The sequence below is a fragment of the Nocardioides donggukensis genome, assembly GCF_014842875.1.
Taxonomy (GTDB): Bacteria; Actinomycetota; Actinomycetes; order Propionibacteriales; family Nocardioidaceae; genus Nocardioides; species Nocardioides donggukensis.
Window position 1 is genome coordinate 503,250 of the sequence record NZ_JACYXZ010000002.1, and the last position, 18,405, is coordinate 521,654.

The 18,405-nt window shown below is 74.1% G+C and carries 20 protein-coding genes and 1 riboswitch; of the genes, 2 read left to right on the plus strand and 18 right to left on the minus strand.

The window, feature by feature from the left end; translation table 11 throughout:
• Positions 1–53: 53 nt before the first annotated feature.
• From IE331_RS08740 to IE331_RS08755, 4 genes are read right to left on the minus strand one after another with little or no spacing between them, the layout of a single operon-like run.
• Positions 54–659, minus strand: coding sequence for a Trp biosynthesis-associated membrane protein (locus IE331_RS08740; protein WP_192142574.1), 606 nt, complete (start codon positions 657–659; stop codon positions 54–56).
• Positions 656–1,024 carry a phosphoribosyl-AMP cyclohydrolase gene (gene hisI, locus IE331_RS08745; protein ID WP_192142575.1) on the minus strand — a complete coding sequence of 123 codons (369 nt, stop codon included), beginning with the start codon at positions 1,022–1,024 and terminating at the stop codon, positions 656–658. Before hisI ends, IE331_RS08740 begins: the two co-directional genes overlap by 4 nt.
• Positions 1,025–1,033: 9 nt before the next feature.
• A complete protein-coding gene (locus tag IE331_RS08750; protein ID WP_201931483.1) occupies positions 1,034–2,830 on the minus strand; it encodes an ABC transporter ATP-binding protein in 1,797 nt (598 codons plus the stop codon).
• A complete protein-coding gene (locus IE331_RS08755) occupies positions 2,827–4,617 on the minus strand; it encodes an ABC transporter ATP-binding protein (RefSeq protein WP_201931484.1) in 1,791 nt (596 codons plus the stop codon). The genes IE331_RS08750 and IE331_RS08755 overlap by 4 nt, the downstream gene beginning before the upstream one ends.
• Positions 4,618–4,675: 58 nt before the next feature.
• On the opposite strand from IE331_RS08755, the gene IE331_RS08760 reads away from it, so the two are divergent.
• Positions 4,676–5,710, plus strand: coding sequence for a Vgb family protein (locus tag IE331_RS08760; protein WP_192142576.1), 1,035 nt, complete (start codon positions 4,676–4,678; stop codon positions 5,708–5,710).
• Here the strand turns inward: IE331_RS08760 and IE331_RS08765 are convergent.
• The 8 genes from IE331_RS08765 to rpe all read right to left on the minus strand — a co-directional run bounded on the left by IE331_RS08765 (position 5,697) and on the right by rpe (position 11,917).
• On the minus strand, positions 5,697–6,140 hold the full coding sequence (locus IE331_RS08765; RefSeq protein ID WP_192142578.1) for a PH domain-containing protein: 444 nt from the start codon (positions 6,138–6,140) through the stop codon (positions 5,697–5,699). The genes IE331_RS08760 and IE331_RS08765 overlap by 14 nt on opposite strands.
• The gene (gene hisG / locus IE331_RS08770; RefSeq protein WP_192142580.1) at positions 6,124–6,981 is read right to left on the minus strand and encodes an ATP phosphoribosyltransferase; all 858 of its coding nucleotides are present in this window, start codon (positions 6,979–6,981) and stop codon (positions 6,124–6,126) included. Before hisG ends, IE331_RS08765 begins: the two co-directional genes overlap by 17 nt.
• An 8-nt stretch (positions 6,982–6,989) precedes the next feature.
• Complete coding sequence (locus IE331_RS08775) at positions 6,990–7,253, minus strand: phosphoribosyl-ATP diphosphatase (protein WP_192142582.1); 264 nt, start codon at positions 7,251–7,253, stop codon at positions 6,990–6,992.
• Positions 7,254–7,264: 11 nt separating this feature from the next.
• Complete coding sequence (gene ribH, locus IE331_RS08780; RefSeq protein ID WP_192142585.1) at positions 7,265–7,753, minus strand: 6,7-dimethyl-8-ribityllumazine synthase; 489 nt, start codon at positions 7,751–7,753, stop codon at positions 7,265–7,267.
• Positions 7,750–8,997, minus strand: a complete 1,248-nt coding sequence (locus IE331_RS08785) for a bifunctional 3,4-dihydroxy-2-butanone-4-phosphate synthase/GTP cyclohydrolase II (RefSeq protein WP_318646797.1) — start codon at positions 8,995–8,997, stop codon at positions 7,750–7,752. The genes ribH and IE331_RS08785 overlap by 4 nt, the downstream gene beginning before the upstream one ends.
• The gene (locus IE331_RS08790; RefSeq protein WP_192142587.1) at positions 8,994–9,662 is read right to left on the minus strand and encodes a riboflavin synthase; all 669 of its coding nucleotides are present in this window, start codon (positions 9,660–9,662) and stop codon (positions 8,994–8,996) included. Before IE331_RS08790 ends, IE331_RS08785 begins: the two co-directional genes overlap by 4 nt.
• A 1-nt stretch (position 9,663) precedes the next feature.
• Positions 9,664–10,734, minus strand: a complete 1,071-nt coding sequence (gene ribD / locus IE331_RS08795) for a bifunctional diaminohydroxyphosphoribosylaminopyrimidine deaminase/5-amino-6-(5-phosphoribosylamino)uracil reductase RibD (RefSeq protein ID WP_201931485.1) — start codon at positions 10,732–10,734, stop codon at positions 9,664–9,666.
• Between the two features lie 107 nt (positions 10,735–10,841).
• Positions 10,842–10,972, minus strand: a riboswitch (FMN riboswitch).
• Positions 10,973–11,254: 282 nt separating this feature from the next.
• Positions 11,255–11,917: a ribulose-phosphate 3-epimerase gene (rpe, locus tag IE331_RS08800; protein ID WP_192142589.1), complete on the minus strand. Its 663-nt coding sequence runs from the start codon at positions 11,915–11,917 to the stop codon at positions 11,255–11,257.
• 193 nt (positions 11,918–12,110) lie between these two features.
• Between rpe and IE331_RS08805 the strand changes: the two genes are divergently transcribed.
• Positions 12,111–12,452 (plus strand): hypothetical protein, encoded by a 342-nt coding sequence (locus IE331_RS08805; RefSeq protein WP_192142591.1) that lies wholly within the window; start codon positions 12,111–12,113, stop codon positions 12,450–12,452.
• Position 12,453: 1 nt separating this feature from the next.
• On the opposite strand, the gene ligD is transcribed toward IE331_RS08805, so the two are convergent.
• Genes ligD through IE331_RS08835 form a run of 6 tightly spaced genes read right to left on the minus strand, consistent with a single transcriptional unit; the run spans position 12,454 to position 18,394 of the window.
• On the minus strand, positions 12,454–13,458 hold the full coding sequence (gene ligD / locus IE331_RS08810) for a non-homologous end-joining DNA ligase (protein ID WP_192142593.1): 1,005 nt from the start codon (positions 13,456–13,458) through the stop codon (positions 12,454–12,456).
• Positions 13,459–13,467: 9 nt separating this feature from the next.
• The gene (locus IE331_RS08815; RefSeq protein ID WP_201931487.1) at positions 13,468–15,033 is read right to left on the minus strand and encodes an MFS transporter; all 1,566 of its coding nucleotides are present in this window, start codon (positions 15,031–15,033) and stop codon (positions 13,468–13,470) included.
• Positions 15,033–16,460 carry an RsmB/NOP family class I SAM-dependent RNA methyltransferase gene (locus IE331_RS08820; RefSeq protein ID WP_192142597.1) on the minus strand — a complete coding sequence of 476 codons (1,428 nt, stop codon included), beginning with the start codon at positions 16,458–16,460 and terminating at the stop codon, positions 15,033–15,035. Before IE331_RS08820 ends, IE331_RS08815 begins: the two co-directional genes overlap by 1 nt.
• Positions 16,453–17,391, minus strand: coding sequence for a methionyl-tRNA formyltransferase (gene fmt / locus IE331_RS08825; RefSeq protein WP_192142599.1), 939 nt, complete (start codon positions 17,389–17,391; stop codon positions 16,453–16,455). Before fmt ends, IE331_RS08820 begins: the two co-directional genes overlap by 8 nt.
• A 13-nt stretch (positions 17,392–17,404) precedes the next feature.
• The gene (gene def / locus IE331_RS08830; RefSeq protein ID WP_192142602.1) at positions 17,405–17,950 is read right to left on the minus strand and encodes a peptide deformylase; all 546 of its coding nucleotides are present in this window, start codon (positions 17,948–17,950) and stop codon (positions 17,405–17,407) included.
• 33 nt (positions 17,951–17,983) lie between these two features.
• Entirely contained in the window at positions 17,984–18,394 is a 411-nt protein-coding gene (locus IE331_RS08835) for a YdeI/OmpD-associated family protein (RefSeq protein WP_192142604.1), read from the minus strand.
• Between the last annotated feature and the right edge of the window lie 11 nt (positions 18,395–18,405).

Below are 18,405 nucleotides of genomic sequence, written 5' to 3' on the forward strand. Positions count from 1 at the left end.
CAGTGCTTGCCGGAACGGGCTCGAGTGCGAGGGGGACAGTCTATTCAGCGACGTCACACGGTCGGGTCGCGGCCCTCGTCGATCGACCGCCACAGGTCGCCGGACGCCGCCTGGGCCGGGTCGCTCGGCCCGTCCTCCCGCGCGGTCGCCGTCGCCGCCGCGCTCGCCCGCGTCCCGGGGGCGTCGTAGCGGCTGCCCATCGCGGGCCAGCCGTGCACGGACCGGACCGCGATCGCGGTGCTCACCAGCGAGCCGACCGAGCCGATCGCCGCGGCCACGAACCAGCCGGTGCTGGTGGTCGCGACGTCGTCGGCCCCGACCCCGGCGAACGCCTCCCGCAGGGCGTCCTGGGTCTGGGAGTAGCCGACCAGCACGGTCGCCACGACGCCGGCCGAGGCGAGCAGCCCGAGCCCGGCCACGCCGACCCGCACCCAGCCGCGGGTGACCAGCAGCACGCCCCAGGCGGCGAGCACGACCAGGCTCAGCGCGGCGGCCAGCGGCATCTGGGCGTCGGTGCTGCCGGCCAGCGCCGCGGCGCCCTCCACCGACCGGGCCGAGTCGTCGGCGACCGCGGCCCACGGCCGGTTGCTCGCGACCGCGGTCAGGGCGCCGGAGCCGATCCCCAGCAGGACGACCGGTCCGAAGCTGCGCCGGCTCACGACTGGCTCGACCCCCCGGACGGCGCGTCGAGCAGCAGGTCGGCGTCGAAGCAGGTGCGGGTGCCCGTGTGGCAGGCCGGCCCCTCCTGGTCGACCCGGACCAACAGGGTGTCGCCGTCGCAGTCGAGCCGCACCTCCCTGACCCACTGCCGGTGCCCGGAGGTCTCGCCCTTGACCCAGTACTCGCGCCGCGAGCGGCTCCAGTACGTCGCCCGGCCGGTGCCGAGGGTCCGGGCCAGCGCCTCGTCGTCCATCCAGCCGAGCATCAGCACCTCGCCGGTGTCGTGCTGCTGGACCACGGCCGGCACCAGTCCGTCGTCGGTGCGCCGGAGGCGCGCGGCCAGGGCCGGGTCGAGGGGGCTCACGGCTCCAGCCTAGGCGCCGGCGGCGCGGCCCTGCTGCGCGACCCAGGAGGCGTGCAGGCCGGCGTAGACGCCGTCCTGGGCGGCGAGGACGGCGTGCGGCCCGCGCTGGACGATCCGGCCACGGTCGACCACCACCACCTCGTCGGCGTTCTCGGCGGTGGAGAGCCGGTGCGCGATCGTCACCGAGGTGCGTCCGCTCATGAGCCGCTCCAGGGCCCGGCCGATCCGCATCTCGAGGTTGGGGTCGACCGCGCTGGTCGCCTCGTCCAGCACCAGCAGGTCGGGGTCGACCAGGTGGGCACGCAGCAGCGCGACCAGCTGCCGCTCCCCCGCGGACAGGGACTCGCCGCGCTGGCCGACCCGGGTGTCCAGCCCGCGCGGCAGGCCGTCCACCCAGTCGGCGAGACCGAGCTCGGCGGCCGAGGCGAGGATCTCCTCGTCGGTGGCGTCGAGGCGTCCGTACCGTGCGTTGGCGCGCAGGGTGTCGTCGAAGAGGAACCCCTCCTGCGGGACCAGCACCACCGAGCGGCGCAGCGACCCCTGGCCGATGTCGCGCACGTCGACGCCGTCCAGCAGCACCGCGCCCGACACCGGGTCCATGAGCCGGGTCAGGAGCTTGGCGAAGGTGGACTTGCCGGAGCCGGTCTCGCCGACGATCGCGATCCGGCTGCCGGACTCGATGTGCATCGAGACCTCGTGCAGCACCACCGGCGCCTCCGGGCCGTAGGCGAACGTCACGTCCCGGAACTCGACGTCCACCGGGCCGCGCGGCAGCACCCGGCCGTCCGGGCCGGGGTCGACGAGGTCGGCCGGGGTGTCCAGGATGCCGATCACCCGGCGCCAGCCGGCGATGGCGTTCTGCGCCTCGGTGAGGATCTGGGTGCCCATCTGCACGGGCATCACGAACAGCGAGACCAGGAACGCGAACGCGATCACCTCGCCGGCGCTGATGTCGCCGGCGAAGCCGAGCCAGATGCCCACGATCAGCACACCGGCGTTGGCCAGGCCCCCGGAGAGGCCGCCGAGGCTGAACGAGAACGCGGTCAGGCCCTGCGCCTTCGTGGCGGCCACCCGGTGCCGGTCGATCGCCTCGTCGATCCGGTCCTGGGTGCGCTGCTCGACGGCGTAGGAGCGGACCACGGCGGCACCGACGACCGGCTCGGAGATCGCCGAGAGGAGGGTGCCGATCTGCCGCCGCACCACGCCGTACGCGTCGGAGAGCTTGCGCTGGAAGAACCGCAGCGACACGAACAGCGGCAGGAAGCAGAGCCACACGACCGCGGTCAGCTGCCACGAGTAGACGAGCATGATCACCGTCGCCACGAGCACCTGGCCGACGCTGATCACGGCGAAGATGCCGCCGAAGATCAGGAACGTGCTGACCTGGTCGACGTCGCTGGTCACGCGGGAGACGAGCGACCCGCGGCGCTCGGTGTTCTGGGTCAGGACCGGGAGGTCGTGCACGTGGCGGAACGCCTTCGTGCGGAGCGTGGCCAGCCCGGTCTCGGCGGCGCGGAAGAGCCGGGAGGTCATGAAGTACGACGCGACGCCGGTGACCGCGATCGCGAGCGCGGCCAGCAGGCCCATCCAGACCATGAAGGAGATGTCCGGCCCCTGCGGCCCGTTGATGCCGCGGTCCAGCGTCTGCTGGATGACGATCGGGACGACCACCTGGCCCATGGTGGACAGCAGCGCCAGCAGCATCGTGCCGGCCAGCCCGTCCTTGAGCTCCGGGGAGATGGCCAGCCCGCGCCGGATCGTCTCCATCGCCTTGATCTCGTCGCCGGTGGCGACCCTGGTGCTCACTCCTGCTCACCCGCTGCCTGCTGCTCGTAGGCGTTGACCAGGTCGGCGTAGGCCGGGCTGCGTCCGAGCAGGTCCGTGTGGGTGCCGCGGTCGACGACCCGGCCGTCGGCGAGGTGGATCACCTCGTCGGCGAGGCCGATCGTGGCCTTGCGGTAGGCGACCACGACCAGGGTGGCCGCCGGGCCGCCCTCCCCGCGGTCCGCCCCGTTCCGCAGGGCCGCCAGGATCCGGGCCTCCACCTCGGGGTCGACCGCCGAGGTGGCGTCGTCGAGCACAAGGAGGCGTGGCCGCCGGACCAGGGCCCGGGCCAGGGAGATCCGCTGCCGCTGGCCGCCCGAGAGGGAGGTGCCCCGCTCCCCCAGCCGGGTGTCGAGCCCCTCGGGCAGGGCGGCCACGAACCCGTCCGCCTGCGCCGTGCGCAGCGCCTCCCACACGTCCTCGTCGGGGATGTCGGCGTCCAGGGTGACGTTCCCGCGGACGGTGTCGTCGAAGAGGAACGCGGCCTGGCCGACGACGGACATGGAGCCCGCGAGCACGCCGGGTGCCAGGTCGCGCAGGTCGGTGTCGTCGATCCGCACCGCCCCGCGGTCCGGGTCGACCAGGCGCGTGAGCAGGTTCGTCAGCGTGCTCTTGCCCGAGGCGGTGGCGCCCACCAGCGCCACCGTGCGTCCCGGCTCGACGTCGAAGCTGACGTCGTCGAGCAGCGGCTGGTCGGGGTCGTAGGCGTAGGCGAGGCCGTCGACGACGAGCCGGGCTCCACCGGACCCGTCGAGCCGGGCGGGGCCGTACTGCATCTCGCCGGTCGCCCGCAGGACGGCGTCGACCCGCTCGAAGCCGACCACGCTGCGCGGGAACTCACCGAGCAGCCAGCCGATCGAGCGGATCGGGAACGACACGATCGTGAGCAGGTAGGCGACGGTGACCAGGTCGCCGGTGCTGGTGGCGCCCTCGAGCACCCGGGCGACGCCGATGGCCAGCACGACCAGGACGCCGAGGTTCGGCAGCGCCGCCAGGGTGGGGTCGAACATCGCCCGGATCCGGCCCGCCCTCACCAGCACGTCACGGAGCTCGACCGCCTTGCTGCCGAACCGCTCGGTCTCCTCGCCCTCCCGGCCGAGGGTCTTGACCACCATCGCCCCGTCGAAGGACTCGTGGGCGACCTCGCTCAGCTCGGCGCGCAGCTGCTGGGCGCGGGTCATCAGCGGGGACGCCGCCCGCTGGTAGGCCACGTTGGCGGCGATCACCGCGGGGAAAACCAGCAGGCCGATGATCGCCAGCACGACGTCGGCCAGCAGCATCTGCACGATCGCGATGACCATCATCGCGACGGTGCCGACGGCCATGGGCAGCGGCGCGATCGGGAACCAGGTGGCCTCGACGTCCGAGTTCGCGTTGGAGAGCAGCTGGCCGGTGGGGTGCCGCTGGTGCCACTCCATCGGGAGCCGGAGGTACTGCCGGGTCACCTCGCGCCGGGAGTGCGCCTGCATGCGGTACTGCATGATCCCGGCACCGAGGCGGCGGGCGACGATGCCGACGGCGCGCAGGATCGCGACGCCCACGAACAGGCCGAAGACGGCCCACAGCACCGAGGCCTCGACCTCGCCGGTCTCGAACGCCGGCAGCACGGCGTTCTCCGTGGACCAGCCGAGCACCCAGGCGTCGGCCACGGTCAGCGCCCCGAAGAGCACGCTGCCCACGGTCGAGAGCGCGAAGATCCAGGGCTCGCGCTTGATCGCGACCCAGAGTACGGCGAAGCCGTCCCGCATCGTCGAACTCCGCACAGCCACGTACTTCACCCTATTGCTTGGCCTCAACCAGTTTCGGGTGGGCCTAGGCTGCGGTGGCATGGACGGTCCGATCCGCAGGCGCTTCTCCGCCGTGCCGGCCCTGCTGGTCGCGCTGGCGCTCGGCCCGCTGGCCGCCTGCGGCTCCGACCCGGACCCGGACCAGTCCGGCACCTCCGGCACCCCGGGAGCGGCGACGGCCGACCCGAGCGGGCCGGACCTGCCACCCGAGGGCGTCGAGGTGGAGCGCGTCGGCAGCGGGCCGGTCGGGGTCGGCGACGTCGACGGCGAGGCGTGGAGCGTCCTGCCCCAGACGGCCTCGGTGCGGCCCGGCTCGGGGCCCGAGATCGAGGTCGGTGGCACCCCGCTGAGGCTGGTGGCCACCCCGGCCGGCACCTGGGTCAGCGACATCGCCCGCGGTCGCCTGGTCCGGATCGACCCGGACTCCGGCCGGGTGGACCGTCGGGTCCGGGTGCCGCCCGCCCCCGGCGCCGAGGTCGCCGAGCCGGAGGGGCTGGCCTTCGACGGTCGGCGCGTCTGGGTGGTCGACCAGGCCGGGGACCGGGTGCTGCCGCTCGACCCCCGCTCCGGCCGGCTCGGGACCCCGGTCCCGGTCGGTGACGGCCCGCGCCTCGTCAGTGCCGGCGCCTCGGGGATCTGGGTGGGGAACTTCCTCGCCGGCTCGGTCTCCCGGGTCACCGACGGCCGCGCCCGGACCGAGGTCGTCGACGGGTGCCGCAGCCCCCAGGGGCTGGTGGGGGCCGGGGGCCTGGTCTGGGTCGCCTGCACCCGCGAGGGCCGGGTCGTCGCCCTGGACCCGCAGGACCTGAGCGTGACGAGCACCGTCGAGGGGCCGGTCGCGGCCGACGCCGTCGTGGCCGAGGGAGACCGGGTGCACGTGGTCGGCCAGGAGGGTCCGACGGTGCACACGATCGACACCGGCACCGGCGAGGTGCTGGGCGAGCTGACCCTGGACCGGGCCCCGGTCACCAGGGAGAACGTGGACGCGGCGATCGTCGGGGACCGGCTGGTGGTCACGCACCCGGAGATCCAGAAGATCTACCGGGTCCCCCTCGCGCTGCTCAGCGGCGGTTGAGCAGCGCCCGCAGCTGGGCGAGGTCGCGCCGGGCCCGGGCGCCGTCGGAGCCCTGGATCGCCATCACCGGGCAGGTGTTGCCGTCGGCGAGGTCGAGCACCGCCCAGGGCGCCCCCGAGGGCAGGTGCACCGCGACCACCTCGGCCCACTCCAGGTCCCGGCGCCGGTAGCCGTTGACGACGACGAGCCCGGCGTCGGTCGCCACCAGCCGGGAGCGGACCAGGGCGAACCACGCGGAGAACGCCAACCCGCCGAGGAACAGCAGGGTCGCCCGCTGGAAGAACGAGAAGGTCTCCTTCACCTCGGGCGGGAAGGCGATCCAGGCCGCCGCGCACACGATCAGCAGCATCCCCCCGAGGGCGGTGCCGGCCAGCCGGACCCCGAGCGGGCGCCAGGTGTGCGGCAGGGTCACCTCAGAGGCGGCAGGCATGGATGTCCGTGAGCAGGATGCCGCGCGCCCCGAGCTGGTAGAGCTCGTCCATGAGTCGCTGGGCGCCCGTCCGCGGGACCATCGCGCGGACCGCGACCCAGCCCTCGCGGTGCAGGGGCGAGACGGTGGGGCTCTCGATGCCGGGGGTCAGGGCGACCGCGTCGCTCACCCGGTCGCTGGTGATGTCGTAGTCCATCATCACGTAGGACCGGGCCACCAGGACCCCGTCGAGCCGGCGCAGGAAGATGTCGAAGCCGGCCGGTCGCTCGGCACCGTGGTGCCCGATGAGCACGGCCTCGGACTCCAGGACCACCTCGCCGAACGTCGCGAGCCCGGCCGCCCGCAGCGTGCTGCCGGTCTCCACGACGTCGGCGATCACGTCGGCCACGCCGAGCTGGATCGAGGTCTCGACCGCGCCGTCGAGGCGGGTCACCGTCGCCTCGATCCCGCGCTCGTCGAGGAACCGCTCCACCACCCCGACGTACGACGTGGCGATGCGGGCGCCCTGCAGCTGGGCGATCTCGGAGAACCGGTCGGCCGGACCGGCGAAGTGGAACCGCGAGCGACCGAAGCCGAGCGGGACGATCTCCTCCGCGTGCGCGCCGGAGTCCAGCAGCAGGTCGCGTCCGGTGATACCGATGTCGAGCGTCCCCTCGCCGACGTACAGCGCGATGTCGCGCGGGCGCAGGTAGAAGAACTCCACCCCGTTCTCGGGGTCGGCGAGGGCCAGCTCCTTGGAGTCCTGGCGCTGCCGGTAGCCGGCCTCGCGCAGGATCTCGGACGCGGACTGGGACAGCGACCCCTTGTTGGGGACGGCGATGCGCAGGGGCTTCTCGGGCACGGGGTTCCTCAGAGGTGGGCGTAGACGTCGTCGAGCGTGATGCCGGTGGCGAGCATCAGCACCTGGGCGTGGTACAGCAGCTGGCTGATCTCCTCGGCCGCCGCCTCCTTGCCCTCGTGCTCGGCCGCCATCCACGACTCGGCGGCCTCCTCGACCAGCTTCTTGCCGATGGCATGCACCCCGGCGTCGAGCTGGCGCACGGTGCCGGACCCCTCGGGACGGGAGGCGGCCTTCTCATTGAGCTCGGCCCAGAGCTCCTCGAACGTCTTCACGTCGCGCAAGCCTACGGCGTACGCCGGGCGGGCAGCTCCGCGAGTGTCCGCGCCGTGGCCAGGGCCGCGGCCGTGGCCTCCCAGCCCTTGTCCTCGCTGGAACCCTCCAGGCCGGCCCGGTCCAGCGCCTGCGCCTCGTCGTCGCAGGTCAGCACGCCGAACCCGACCGGGACGGTGTGGTCGAGGGAGACCCGGGTCAGGCCGTCGGTCGCGGCCCGGCAGACGTACTCGAAGTGCGGCGTGCCGCCGCGGATCACGACGCCGAGGGCGACCACCGCGTCGTACCCGTCACGGGCCAGGGCGGCCGCGGCGACGGGCAGCTCGAAGGTGCCCGGCACCCGGAGCACGAGCGGGGTCTCCACGCGGTGGGCCGCCAGGGCCCGGTGGGCGCCGGCGAGCAGGCCGTCCATCACCGTCTCGTGCCAGCTGGCGGCGACCACGGCCACCCGGAGGTGGCTGCAGTCGCTCGGCTCGGTCGCGGGGGTTCCGGACTTGCTCACAGGGCGTGTCCTTCCGGGGTCAGGCCGAGGTGCGGCATGTCGTGGCCCATCCGGTCCCGCTTGGTGAGCAGGTAGGCCAGGTTGTGGTCGTTGGGGTGCGGCGTGAGCGGGACCCGCTCGGCGACGGCGACGCCGAACTCCTCCAGGTTGGTCACCTTGTCCGGGTTGTTGGTCAGGAGCCGCACGCTCTCGACGCCCAGGTCGCGCAGGATCTGGGTGGCGGTGCCGTAGTGCCGGGCGTCGGCGGGCAGGCCGAGGTCGAGGTTCGCGTCGACGGTGTCCCGGCCGCCGTCCTGCAGGGCGTAGGCCTGGAGCTTGGCGACCAGCCCGATGCCGCGACCCTCGTGCCCGCGGAGGTAGACCACGATGCCCCGGCCCTCGGCGACGATCGTGTCGAGTGCCTCGTCGAGCTGCGGGCCGCAGTCGCAGCGGTGGCTGCCGAAGACGTCGCCGGTCAGGCACTCCGAGTGCACCCGGGTCAGGACCGGCTCCGGCCCGCTCACGTCGCCGTGGACGAGGGCGACGTGCTCGCTGCCGTCGACGGTGATCCGGTAGCCGTAGGCGGTGAAGTCGCCGGACCTCGTCGGCAGCCGGGTCTCGGCGACCCGCTCGACCAGCACCTCGGTGCGGCGCCGGAACCGGACCAGGTCGTCGATCGAGATCATCGCCAGCCCGTGCTCGTCGGCGAACTCCCGCAGCTCGGGGCCGCGCTTCATCGTCCCGTCGTCGTTGACCACCTCCACCAGGACGCCGGCCGGCGTGAGGCCGGCCATCCGGGCCAGGTCGACGGCCGCCTCGGTGTGGCCGCGCCGCACCAGCACCCCACCGTCGCGGTACCGCAGCGGAAACACGTGCCCGGGGCGGGTGATCTCCCACGGCTCGGTGGCGGAGTCGGCGAGGACCCGGGCGGTGTGGGCCCGGTCCGCGGCCGAGATGCCCGTGCTGACGCCGTCGCGGGCGTCCACCGAGATCGTGTACGCCGTGCGCAGCTTGTCCTTGTTGTGCGGGGTCATCAGCGGGATCTCGAGCCGGTCCAGCATGTCGGCCGGCATCGGCACGCAGATCACCCCGCTGGAGTGCCGGATCGTGAACGCCATCAGCGCCGGGGTCGCCTTGCTGGCCGCGAAGATGATGTCGCCCTCGTTCTCACGGTCCTCGTCGTCGACGACGACGACCGCCCTCCCGGCGGCGATGTCGGCGATGGCGCGCTCGACCGGGTCGAGTCGCACGGTGTCGTGGGTCACTGGGTCTCCTTCGGGGAGTGGGCGAGGTAGCCGCCGGCGAGCAGCTTCTCGACGTGCTTGGCGAGGACGTCCACCTCGAGGTTGACCCGGTCCCCGGGCTGCCGGGTCCCGAGCGTGGTGCGGGCGAGGGTCTCCGGGATCAGGCTGACCGTGAACGAGTCGGCGCCGACCCCGACGACGGTGAGGCTGACGCCGTCCACGGTGATCGAGCCCTGGTCGACCAGGTAGCGGCCCAGCCCCTCGGGGAAGCCGATCTCGACGACCTCCCAGTGCTCGCTGGGGCGGCGGGCCACGAGGATCCCGACGCCGTCGACGTGGCCCTGGACGATGTGGCCGCCGAGCCGCTTCTCGACGGTGACCGCCCGCTCCAGGTTGACCCGGTCCCCCGGTCCCACCCCGCGGAGCGAGGTCAGGTCGAGGGTCTGCTGCATGACGTCGGCGGTCCACACCCCGACTGCCCCGTCGGCCCCGTCGGCCCCGTCGGTGTCGGCGCTGTCGGCGCTGTCGACCGCGGTCACGGTCAGGCAGCAGCCGTTGACGGCGATCGAGTCGCCCGTGCTGACGTCCTCGAGCACCGTGCTGGCGCGGATCGAGAGCCGGATGGCGTCCGCCTGCTCCTCGACCCGCTCGACGGTGCCGAGCTCCTCGACGATCCCGGTGAACACTTCAGTCTCCCCTCGTCCGCTGCGGCCGCATCGTGATGCGGACGTCGGTCTGGTGCACGGTCGGCTCCTCGGTGTCGCCCGGCACGTGCGGGAGAACGGTCACGTCGGTGACCTCGAACCTCCGGGCGTCGCCGATCGTGCCGACCCCGAGGTCGGCGACGGCGCTGCGCCCGGAGCCGAGCACCATCGGGGCGACGTACGCGACGACCTCGTCGACCAGTCCGGCCTCGAGGAACGCGGCGGCCAGCGTCGGACCGCCCTCCAGGAACACGTGCTGGCGGTCCCGGGCGAAGAGCTCCTCGAGCGCGGTCCCCGGGTCGCGGGTGCGCAGGTGGAGCGACGGCGCCCGGTCGTTGAGGATCCGACGGTCCGCAGGCAGGTCCCGCTCCCCCATCACCACCCGGAGCGGCTGGTGCGGCACCGGCTCGCCGAGGTCGTCCCGGACGGTCAGCTCCGGGTCGTCCACGGCGACGGTGTTGGTGCCGACGAGCATGACGTCGCAGGCCCCGCGCAGCCGGTGCGTGTCCCGGCGCGAGGCCAGCGAGGAGACCCAGCGGCTGGTGCCGTCCGCCGCCGCGCTCCGACCGTCCAGCGTCGTGGCGAACTTCCAGGTGACGAACGGACGGCCGTGCTCGACCGCGAACGTCCAGGCCGCGTTGACCTCGCGCGCCTCCGGCTCCCGCAGGCCGGCCGCCACGTCGACCCCGGCCGACCGCAGGGTCCCCGAGCCACCGGTGGCCACCGGGTTCGTGTCCCGCTGCGCGAACACCACCCGGGCGATCCCGGCGGCGGCCAGCGCGGACGCGCACGGCGGCGTACGACCGGTGTGGTTGCACGGCTCCAGCGTGACCACCGCCGTCGCCCCGCGAGCCAGCTCCCCTGCCTCGTGCAGGGCGGCCGCCTCCGCGTGCGGCGTACCGGCGCCCCGGTGGAAGCCCTCGGCGACCTCGCGGCCGTCGGGCCCCAGGATCACGCAGCCCACCCGGGGGTTCGGGCCCAGCGGTACGCCGGGGGTGCGCGCCAGCTCGAGTGCGCGAAGCATGGCGCGGTCCTCGGCTTCGGTGAACGACATCGGCTGGCCCCTCTCGTGCCGCACGGGTCCGTCGCGGACTCCGGGGCGTCGTGGGGGCACCCTCCGGGCGACGACGCCGGGGCGCTCGTCGTCGGAGTGTCGCCTCACCGCGTGCGCTTCCCATCCGGACTCTCACCGTCGGTCCAGGATTTCCACCTGGTCAACCGGTCACTGGCTTGTGACCGGGTCGCGGACTGTCACCGCCGGCTCGGAATTGCACCGACCCCAGAGCACGCGAGCTTGGACAAACTCGACGCCTCCATCCTGCCACAGCCGCCGACGCCCGGCGATGTGAGCCCTCCCACCCCGAGCGGCCCTGTCAAAGCGCCGCAATTGCGGCCGTTCGACATGGTTTCGGGCCAGATCTCTGTCATTCGGCCGCAATTGCGGCCGTTGGGCGCGTCCGCGGAAGACCGCCCTGTCGAAGCGCCGCAATTGCGGCCGTTCGACATGGTTTCGGACGAGATCTCTGTCATTCGGCCGCAATTGCGGCCGTTGGGCGCCTCCGTGCTCGGGGAGGTCAGGCGGAGGCGGCCTCGGCCCGGGCCCGCAGCTCGGCGACCATGGCATCGGGGTCGTCGGCGGCGTAGACGGCCGACCCGGCCACGAAGACGTCGGCGCCGGCATCGGCGCAGCGCTCGATCGTCTCGAGCGAGACGCCGCCGTCCACCTGGAGCCAGGTCTCGACGCCGTGCCGGCGCATGAGCTCCCGGGCCCGGCGGATCTTCGGCAGGCAGAGGTCGAGGAACTTCTGGCCGCCGAACCCGGGCTCGACGGTCATGATCAGCAGCGTGTCCAGCTCGGGGAGCAGGTCCTCGTAGGGCTCGATCGGCGTCGCCGGCTTCAGGGCCATGCTGGCCCGGGCACCCAGGCCCCGGATCTCCCGTGCCAGCCGCACGGGGGCACCCGCCGCCTCCACGTGGAAGGTCACCGACCCGCAGCCGGCCTCCGCGTAGGCGGGCGCCCAGCGGTCGGGGTCGGCGATCATCAGGTGCGCGTCCAGCGGCTGCTCGGCGACCCGCGCGAGCGACGCGACGACCGGGAGGCCGAGGGTCAGGTTGGGCACGAAGTGGTTGTCCATGACGTCGACGTGCACCCAGTCCGCCCCGGGGATGCGGGCCACCTCGTCGGCGAGGTGCGCGAGGTCGGCGTTGAGGATGCTCGGCGTGATCTGGATACCCACGCGCAGGATCCTAGTGGCCGGCGACCCGCCGGGAGGACCGGGGAGCGCCGCGGGGGTGGCGGTGAGAGGGTGTCCGGCGTGGGTGGCAGGCTCACCGTTTCGGGACCGAGCGAGCAGGCCGGGACAGACAGGGACAGACAGGGACAGACAGGGACAGACAGGGACAGGTCGGGGCCAGGCCGGGAGAGGGCAGATGACAGCAACACTCATGATCGTCGGCGGGCTGGTGCTGCTGGCGCACAACCTCTGGCAGCGCCGCGGCGCGTCGGCCTCGGCCCGGAGGTGGACCTCGAGCTACCAGGGCCATCTCAAGCACCGCAGCGTGCTGCTGGTCCGGCCCCTGGTCGCGGTGGTGGTCCTGGCGGCCGGCGTCGTCGCCGCCGGCGTCCCGTCGTACGTCGCCCAGGTCCTCGCCGTGCTGGTCGTGCTCAGCCTCATCCTGCTGGTGGCCTGCCTGATCCTGCCGGCACCGATCCCGCGGTGGGTCCAGCCCGCGTGGTACCGCGAGCTCGGCCGCGGGGAGCCGTCCCCCTGACCTACCGGCTGCCGCCCACGCCGCTCGGCGACGAGGAGCCGTCCGGCTGGTCCGGGTCGGGGGGCGGCGCCGTCCCGGCCGCCTCGTCCCGCGCGGCCCACTCCAGCAGCGGTGCGAGGTCGAAGGGGTGCTCGTCGATGTCGGCGTGCAGGTCGCCGAGCTCGGCGTACCGGGCCGGGACCGTGAGCATCGTCAGGTCGTGCGGGTCCACGTCGTCCACCTCGTCCCAGCGGATCGGCGTGGAGACCCGGGCGTCGGGGAGCCCGCGCACCGAGTAGGCGGCCGCGATCGTGTGGTCCCGGGCGTTCTGGTTGTAGTCCACGAAGAGGTGGTGCGGGTCCCGGTCCTTGCGCCACCACGCGGTGGTGACGTCGTCGGGGGCCCGCCTCTCGACCTCGCGGGCGAAGGCGAGCGCCGCCCGGCGGACGTCCTGGAAGCCGTGGTCCGGGTGGATCCGCACGTAGACGTGCAGCCCGGACCCGCCGCTGGTCTTCGGGTGGCCACGTGCGCCCAGCTCGTCGAGCACCTCGTGCGCGACGTGCGCCACGCGCTGGACCGTCCCGAAGTCGCACAGGGGCCCGGGGTCGAGGTCGATCCGCCACTCGTCGGGCCGCTCGGTGTCGGCCCTCCGGCTGTTCCAGGGGTGGAACTCGACCGTCGACATCTGCACCGCCCAGATCACGCTGGCGAGCTCGGTGACGCAGAGCTCGTCGGCGGTCCGGTTCCAGCGCGGGAAGTGCAGCCGGACCGTCTCCACCCACGGGGGCGCACCGGCCGGCAGGCGCTTCTGGTGCACCTTGTCGCCGGCCAGCCCCTTCGGGAACCGGTGCAGCATGCACGGCCGCTCGCGGAGCGCGTTGACGATGCCGTCGCCGACGGAGAGGTAGTACTCGACCAGGTCGAGCTTGGTCGCGCCGGACTCGGGGAAGTACACCCGGTCCGGGTTGGTGACCTTGACGACCCGGTCGTCGACGTCGATCTCGACGGAGGGCGGCTTCGATGCCATGCGGCCACGCTAGCGTCCGGACTCCTCCGGCTCGCAGACTCCGTCGGTGACCGAGGCCAGCGGCGTGCCGGTGACCGCGCAGTACCGGGTCGGCGCCTCCGGGTGCGGGTGCCCGCCCGACGCGGCCGTCGACGCGACCGCCGCCCCGGCCGCCGGCTCTGCCGCCGGCACTGCCTCGGGCTCGGCCAGCACGTCGTTGCTGATGGCCACGGCCGCCAGCGCGGAGCCGGCCACCAGCAGGCCGACCGAGATCAGCAGCACGGTGCGGAACCCGGCCGCGAACACCTCGGGGACGTCGTAGTCGGCGCCGGTCAGCCCGGCCACCGCGGGGAGTACGGCGATCGCGAACAGGCCGCCGGCCCGGGCGACCGCGTTGTTGACCCCCGAGGCGAGTCCCGCGTGCTCCTCGTCGGCGGCGGCCAGTGCCGTGGCGGTCAGGGGCGCGACCAGCAGTGCGAACCCGAGCCCGAGCACCACCACGCCGGGCAGGACCGCGGTGGCGTAGGAGGCGTCCGGCCCGATTCTGAGCATCAGCAGCAGGGCCACGGCGCACACCACGGGACCGAGGCTCATGGGCAGCCGCGGGCCGATCCGCGCCGCCAGCTCACCGGACCGCGCGGACAGCGCCAGCATCACCACGGTGATCGGGAGCAGCGCGGTGCCGGCGGCCAGGGGGCCGAAGCCGGCGACGACCTGCAGGTGCAGGACCAGCAGGAACAGCACCACCGAGAACGCGGCGTAGATGACGAACGTGAAGGCGTTGGCCGCGCTGAACTGGCGGGAGCCGAAGATGCCCAAGGGCAGCATCGGGTGCGGGATCCGGGCCTCGACCGCCAGGAACAGGCCGGCCGCCCCGAGGCCGACGAGGCCGGCGACCAGCACGGCGCCGACCAGGCCCTGCTCCGGCGCCTGGATCAGGGCGTAGGTCAGCCCGCCGAGCGCGGTCGCACCGAGCGCCGCCCCCGCCAGGTCGACCCGGCCGGACGCGAACGGGTCGCGCGACTCGGGGACGTGGCGGTGGGCCACGACGATGACCACGAGCGCCAGCGGCACGTTGATGAAGAACACCCAGCGCCAGGAGACGGCCTCGACCAGCCACCCGCCCAGGAACGGGCCGGCCGCGGTGGCCAGGCCGCCGAGCCCGGACCAGGCGCCGATCGCCCGGGCGCGGTCGGCCGGCACGAATGAGGCCTGGATGATCGCCAGGCTGCCGGGGGTGAGCAGGGCGGCGCCGACGCCCTGCAGCGCCCGGGCGGCGATCAGCGTGGAGGCGGTCGGGGCCAGCCCGCACAGCAGCGAGGCGACGGCGAACCACGCCACCCCGACCACGAACACCCGCCGTCGGCCCATCCGGTCACCCAGGGCGCCGCCGGTGAGGATGAAGGACGCCAGCGTCAGCGTGTAGGCGGTGACCGTCCACTGCAGGTCGGCGAAGTCGGCGTCGAGGTCGTCCCCGATCGCCGGCAGCGCCACGTTGACGACCGTGGCGTCGATCCCGGCCAGCCCGGAGCCGAGGATCGTGGCGAGCAGGATCCAACGCCCCGCTGGTGACCCGAACCTGACCGGCGCCGACATCATCCGATCCTGTCCCCCGGACGGCGGCGGAGCAAGGCCACGAACATCGCGTCCGTCCCGTGCCGGTGCGGCCACAGCTGCAGGGTGCCCGGGAGCGGGCCACCGGCGTCGGTGACCCCCGGCAGCAGTCCGGAGGCGTCCACCAGCTCGGCGTCGCCCCGCTCGGCGAGCACGGCCTCGACGACCCCGACGGTCTCGGCGAGCACCGGGGAGCAGGTCGCGTAGGCTACCACTCCCCCTGACCGGGCGGCGGTCACCGCGGCCGACAGCAGCGACCTCTGGAGCGGCACCAGGTCCGTGAGGTCCTCGGGGGTGCGGCGCCACCGGGCCTCGGGCCGTCGTCGGAGCGCACCGAGCCCGGTGCAGGGGGCGTCGACGAGGACCCGGTCGAAGCGGTCCGACGCCCAGGCGGGGACCGTGCCGTCGGCCGCGACCACGCCGAGCATCCCGGGAGACGCCGGCCGGGTGGATCGCCGGACCAGCCCGGCCCGGTGCGGGGCCCGCTCGACCGCCAGCAGCCGCGCCCCCCGCTGCGCGGCCATCGCCGCCAGCAGCGTCGCCTTGCCGCCCGGTCCGGCGCACAGGTCCAGCCAGGTGTCGTCGGCACCCTCCAACGGGAGCGAGGCGAGGGCGAGCGCGACCAGCTGGGAGCCCTCGTCCTGCACCCCGGCCCGGCCCTGGCCGACGGCGGGCACGGCGCCCGGGTCGCCGCCGGCCAGCTCCACGGCGTACGGCGACTGCGGCGAGGCGGTGCCGCCGGCGGCGACCAGCTCGGCGACCTCGGCCAGCCCGGGCCGGGCGACCAGGGTCACCCTGGGGGCTGCGTTGTCGGCGGCCAGCAGGTCGTCCAGCTCGTCGGCCCGCGGTCCCAGCGCCTCGGCCAGCGCGTCGACCACCCAGCGCGGGTGGGCGTGGGCGACGGCCGCGAAGCCCCGGGGGTCGGCCGGCGCCACCAGCCGGACCCAGTCGGCCAGGTCCCGCTCGGAGACCCTGCGCAGCACGGCGTTCGCGAAGCCGGCCGGTCCGCCGCCGGCCCGGGCCCGGACCAGGTCGACGGTGGTGGAGATGGCCGCGTGCGCCGGCACCCGCATCGAGAGCAGCTGGTGCGCCCCGAGCCGCAGCGCGTCGAGCACCTTGGCCTCCACCTTGGCGAGCGGCCGGTCGATGCAGGCGGCCAGGACCAGGTCGTAGGTGCCGCGGCGGCGCAGCGTCCCGCTGGCCAGCTCGGTGGCGAACGCCGCGTCCCGCCCGGAGAGCCCGTGCCGCTCGAGTGCCGGCGGGAGGGCCAGGTTGGTGTAGGCGTCGTCCACCCGGACCGCGCGCAGCACCTCGTACGCCGCGGCGCGCGGCGCGTCCACGCCCGCGCGGGCGGGTGGTCGACCCCCGGACCGGCGTCCTCGCTGCCCGCGTCGGCGCGGGTCAGCCATCCTCGAACCCGGTCCCGGGCTCCGGCCGGGTGCCGCGAGCCCAGTCGGCTGCGGCCATCTGCCGCTTGCCGAACGCCTTGACCTCACCGAGCCGGACCGGGGTCGTCCCGGTGCCCACGAAGACCGCCTGCTTGGTGACCTCGAGCCGGCCCGGCGGCAGCGCGTCGGGGAGGTCGCCGTCCGCGGGCGTCACCGGACCGATCTTCATCCGCTCGCCGTCGAGCATCGTCCACGCGCCCGGGCCCGGGGTGCAGGCCCGCACCAGGCGGTCGACGGCGACCGCGGGGCGGGTCCAGTCGATCCGGGCGTCCTCGACCAGGATCTTGGGTGCGAAGCTGACCCCGTCGTCGGGCTGGGGGCGGGCCTCCAGCGAGCCGTCGGCGATCCCGTCGAGGGTGCGGACCAGCAGCCCGGCGCCGCCCTCGGCCAGCCGGGCCAGCAGGTCCCCCGCGGTGTCGGTCGCCCGGATCCGCTCGGTCATCACGCCGAACGTCGGACCGGCGTCGAGCTCCTTGACGATCCGGAACGTGGTCGCCCCGGTGATCTCGTCCCCGGCCCACAGCGCGTGCTGCACCGGCGCCGCGCCGCGCCAGGCCGGCAGGCAGGAGAAGTGCAGGTTCACCCATCCGTGCCTCGGGATGTCGAGCGCGGACTGCGGCAGCAGTGCGCCGTAGGCCACCACCGGGCAGCAGTCGGGCGCCAGGGCCCGGAGCCGCTCCTGGAAGTCCGGGTCGCGGGGGTGCTCGGGCTTGAGGACCGGGACCCCGAGCTCCTCGGCGCGCACCGCGACCGGTGAGGCGACCAGCCGTCGACCGCGCCCGGAGGGGGCATCGGGCCGGGTGACGACGCCGACCAGGTCGTGGCCGGACGCGGCCACGGCGTCGAGGGCCGGGACAGCCACCTCGGGGGTGCCGGCGAAGACCACGCGCATCAGAGGACCCCGCTCACAGGCCGAGGCCGTTCGTGCGGTGCGGGGAGACCTTGACCATCGGCCGCTCGGCGCCGAACCAGTCGGACTCGCGGATCTCCTTCATCGCCAGCTTGCGCGACGCCGTGTCGAGCTTGTCGATGAACAGGATGCCGTCGAGGTGGTCGGTCTCGTGCTGGATGGCCCGGGCCAGCAGTTCGCTGCCCTCGATGCGGACCGGCTCGCCGTGCATGTCGAACCCGCGCGCCACCACCGAGAGGGCGCGGACGCAGTCGTAGGTCAGCTCCGGCAGCGAGAGGCACCCCTCCGGACCGTCCTGCAGCTCCTCGGAGAGGTCCAGCGACGGGTTCACCAGGTGGCCCACCTCGCCGTGGACGTGCCAGGTGAACACCCGCAGGCCGACGCCGATCTGGGGCGCGGCCAGGCCGGCTCCGGGCGCGTCGAGCATGGTGTCGGTGAGGTCGGAGACCAGGCGCCGGAGCTCCTTGTCGAAGGTCGTGACCTCCGTGGCGCGGGTGCGCAGCACGGGATCCCCGAACAGGCGGATGGGCTGGATGGCCACGGAACTCCTCGGTGGGTGGGTGGGCGGACCAGTTTAGGACCGGGGTCCCGGCTCCGGATCGCCGGAGCCCCACCGGCCCTCGGACCGGGCCTGCTCGACCCGCGCCAGGCCGGCGGGCCTCATGCGTCCCGCCTCGACCAGCCGCGCGACGATCCGCTGGTTGCGCTCGGACCAGTTCGACCGCGGTCGGCGCGGCTGGCACCGCAGCAGGAACCAGTCGTCGTCGAGCCGCCGCCCCTTCGAGTCGATCCACCCGAAGCAGAGCAGCACCTCGATCGCCTCCTCGAGGGTGAGCGAGGGTATCCCCCGCCCCTTCTTGGCGATCCTCACCCACACCCCCGGCGCCGTGTCGTGGTGGAGGTCCAGCCACTCCTCGAACGCGGCGGGCGTCACGAACGGCCGGATCTCCCAGCCGTCCTCGGGGCTGGTCTCGAAGCTCTCCACGGCTCGGTCCT